Below are 3150 nucleotides of genomic sequence, written 5' to 3'. Positions count from 1 at the left end.
GCCCCTACCCGCTTGAAACCATAGGAGGTTTCCATACCGCCCGCGGCCGTGGTTCTCTCAACTGACATTATTTTGATCCGTCATAAAACCGGCGGGACCATAGCCGATCGATGGTGCGGGCGCTATTGTTTAAGGCGCGGTGTTCGGCCGCGCTTCCAGGTGGCGGGCTTATCGACCTGGACCGAATCGACGGGATGATTGAATGCCTTTGAAAGCGGAACTGCACTGCCACATCGAAGGGGCAGCGGCGCCCGAGCTCGTCATCAGCCAGGCCCGCAAATACGGCAAGGACACCGCGCCCTATATCAAGGACGGCTCCTTCGTCTGGCATGACTTCACCTCTTTCCTGGCAGCCTACGATTTCTCGTCCGACCTGTTCCGCACCGAGGAGGATTATGCGCGGCTGGCCGACCATTACCTGACCAGCCTCGCCCGCGACGGCGCCATCTATTCCGAAGTCTTCACCTCACCGGACCATGCGAAGAAGGCCGGCCTGTCGCCCAAGGCCTATACCGACGCGCTTGGCGAGGGCATGGCGCGCGCCAAGGCCAAGACCGGCATCGAGGCCCGCATGATCGTCACCGGCGTGCGCCATGTCGGCGTCGAATCGATCGAGCAGGCGGCACGCTTCGCCGCGCGCTGCGACCACCCGCTGGTGACGGGCTTCGGCGTCGCCGGCGACGAGCGCATCGGCGAGTTCGAGGACTATGTCCGCGCTTTCGAGATCGCGCGCGAGGCCGGACTCGGCATCACCATCCACGCCGGCGAGCTGATGGGCTGGGAGAGCGTCCAGGCGGCGCTCGACCACATCCGGCCCTCCCGCATCGGCCATGGCGTGCGCGCCATCGAGAACCCCGACCTTGTCCGGCGCATCGCCGACGAAGGCGTGGTGCTAGAATGCTGCCCGGGTTCCAACATCGCGCTCAAGGTGTTCGACAGCTTCGCCGACCATCCGTTTCCGGAACTATTGGCGGCGGGCTGCAGGGTGACACTCAACTCCGACGATCCGCCCTATTTCTGGACTTCGCTGAAGCGCGAATACGACATCGCCACCGAGCATTTCGGGATAAAAGACAAGGCGCTTACCGCCATTACCAGGACGGCGATCGAGGCGGCCTTCGTCGACAGGAAGACCAAGGCAATATTGCTGGGCCGGCTGGACGCCAAAGGCCGGTGAATGGTGAATGGTGAATGGTGAATGGTGAATGGTGAATGGTTTGCCCGCGCGCTTCGGCGCGTCAAGGCAATCATCGAACCATCAGGACTCGCAAACCCACTCACTATTCACTATTCACTATTCGCCACTCACCACTCACCGGAGCAGCACCATGCAGGGCGTCACCGTCGTCGACCACCCGCTTGTCCAGCACAAGCTGACCATCATGCGCAAGAAGGAGACCTCGACAGCCGGCTTCCGGCGGCTGTTGCGCGAGATCTCGCTGCTTCTGGGCTATGAGGTCACGCGCAATCTCGAGCTGACGACGACCGAGATCGAGACGCCCATCGAAACGATGGAGGCGCCGACGCTCGAGGGCAAGAAACTGGTCTTCGCCTCGGTGCTGCGCGCCGGCAACGGCCTGCTCGAAGGCCTGCTCGACCTGGTTCCGGCGGCGCGCGTCGCCCATATCGGGCTTTACCGCGACCACGACACACTGGAGGCTGTCGAATATTTCTTCAAGGCGCCGAGCGATCTCGCCGACCGGCTGGTGATCGTCGTCGATCCGATGCTCGCCACCGCAAATTCGGCGATCGCGGCGATCGACAAGCTGAAGGGACGCGGCGCCACCAACATCCGCTTCCTGTGCCTGCTGGCAGCGCCCGAGGGCATCGAGCGCTTCACCAAGGCGCATCCCGACGTTCCCGTCTTCACCGCCTCCATCGATCGCCAGTTGAACGACAAGGGCTACATCATGCCCGGCCTCGGCGATGCCGGCGACCGCATGTACGGCACCAAGTAGCGCGCCGTTTACCGCCCGTTTACGCAAAGCCGCGGTTTCGGCCCACGTTATAGACGAAAACACCATGTCGGGATTAAGGATCGGCCTTCAAACAGGCCGGTCCCATGCTGCGCAAGCTTCTCATCCTTGGCGTCTTTGCCGGAACATCGGCATCGATCCCGATCCTTTATCAGTCGAACCCGCACATGCTCGACGGCCTGTTGAAACCGGCAGTCGCCTCCAAGCCAGTCACCGAGCCCCAGCCCGCCCTGAACCTTGCCTCGGTTCCCGACAAGCCGGCGACAGCACTGCCGCTCGGCCGCAAGGTCGTGGTCAGCGCCGACGCGCGCGGACACTTCACCTCCGGCATCAAGCTCAACGGCCGCCAGATTGACGGCCTGATCGACACCGGCGCCACGCTGGTCGCCATCAACACCTCGACGGCGCGCCGCGCCGGCATCTCGCTCAACCCCTCGGATTTCATCCACGAGGTCAACACCGCCAATGGCGCCATCAAGGCCGCGGTGGTGACGGTCGAGCGCTTGCAGATCGGCAAGATCTCGGTCGAGAACGTCCAGGCGGTGGTGATCGACGACCGGGCGCTGCAGACCAACCTGATCGGCATGAGCTTCCTGCAGCGGCTGCAGAAATACCAGGTCGAGAACGGCTCGCTGCTCCTGGTCCAGTAGAGCCGCTGGACCGGACTGTCAGCGCGGCAGGACGCGCCGGATGACGGTCTTTTCCGCCGGCGGTTTCGACGCCCCGATCGTGTAGCAGGCAAGCACGGCTGCCGCCGCCGCCTCGGCATCAGCGTCGTTGCGCGCATGGACCAGCGCCAGCGGCTCGCCGGCATGCACTTCCGCGCCGACCGGCGACAGCCTGGTGATGCCGACCGCGTGATCGATCCTGTCGTCGGGCCGCGTGCGCCCGCCGCCAAGTCCGACCACGGCAAGCCCGATCTCACGCGTCGCGATGCCGCTGACGAAGCCGTTTTCGAGCGCCTTCACGGCAAGCTCCACCGGCGCCTTCGGCAAATACTTCCCAGGCTTGTCGATGAAATCGGCAGGGCCGCCAAGCGCCGCCACCATGCGCTGGAAGACGGCCGCCGCGCGGCCGCCGGCGAGCGTCTCGGTGGCGCGTCGGATGCCGTCCTGGTTCGACGCGGCCAGCCCGGCCGATTGCAGCATGTCGGCGGCGAGCGCCAACGTCACAT

General features: G+C 64.5%; 3 protein-coding genes and 1 pseudogene. 3 read left to right on the top strand and 1 reads right to left on the bottom strand.

The window, feature by feature from the left end; genetic code table 11:
- Positions 1–202: 202 nt before the first annotated feature.
- The 3 genes from EN742_RS29530 (at position 203) to EN742_RS29520 (ending at position 2626) form a co-directional block, all read left to right on the top strand.
- The gene (locus EN742_RS29530) at positions 203–1177 is read left to right on the top strand and encodes an adenosine deaminase (protein ID WP_126058359.1); all 975 of its coding nucleotides are present in this window, start codon (positions 203–205) and stop codon (positions 1175–1177) included.
- Between the two features lie 151 nt (positions 1178–1328).
- On the top strand, positions 1329–1958 hold the full coding sequence (gene upp / locus EN742_RS29525) for a uracil phosphoribosyltransferase (protein WP_126058358.1): 630 nt from the start codon (positions 1329–1331) through the stop codon (positions 1956–1958).
- Between the two features lie 104 nt (positions 1959–2062).
- Positions 2063–2626: a TIGR02281 family clan AA aspartic protease gene (locus tag EN742_RS29520; protein WP_128333586.1), complete on the top strand. Its 564-nt coding sequence runs from the start codon at positions 2063–2065 to the stop codon at positions 2624–2626.
- 18 nt (positions 2627–2644) lie between these two features.
- Here the strand turns inward: EN742_RS29520 and EN742_RS29515 are convergent.
- Positions 2645–3150, bottom strand: a pseudogene (locus EN742_RS29515) (thymidine phosphorylase); the annotation flags it as partial.

Source organism: Mesorhizobium sp. M4A.F.Ca.ET.020.02.1.1, assembly GCF_004022645.1.
Taxonomy (GTDB): Bacteria; Pseudomonadota; Alphaproteobacteria; order Rhizobiales; family Rhizobiaceae; genus Mesorhizobium.
The sequence above is the reverse complement of the archived record's forward strand: the minus strand, read 5'-3'. Positions and strand labels throughout refer to the sequence as shown.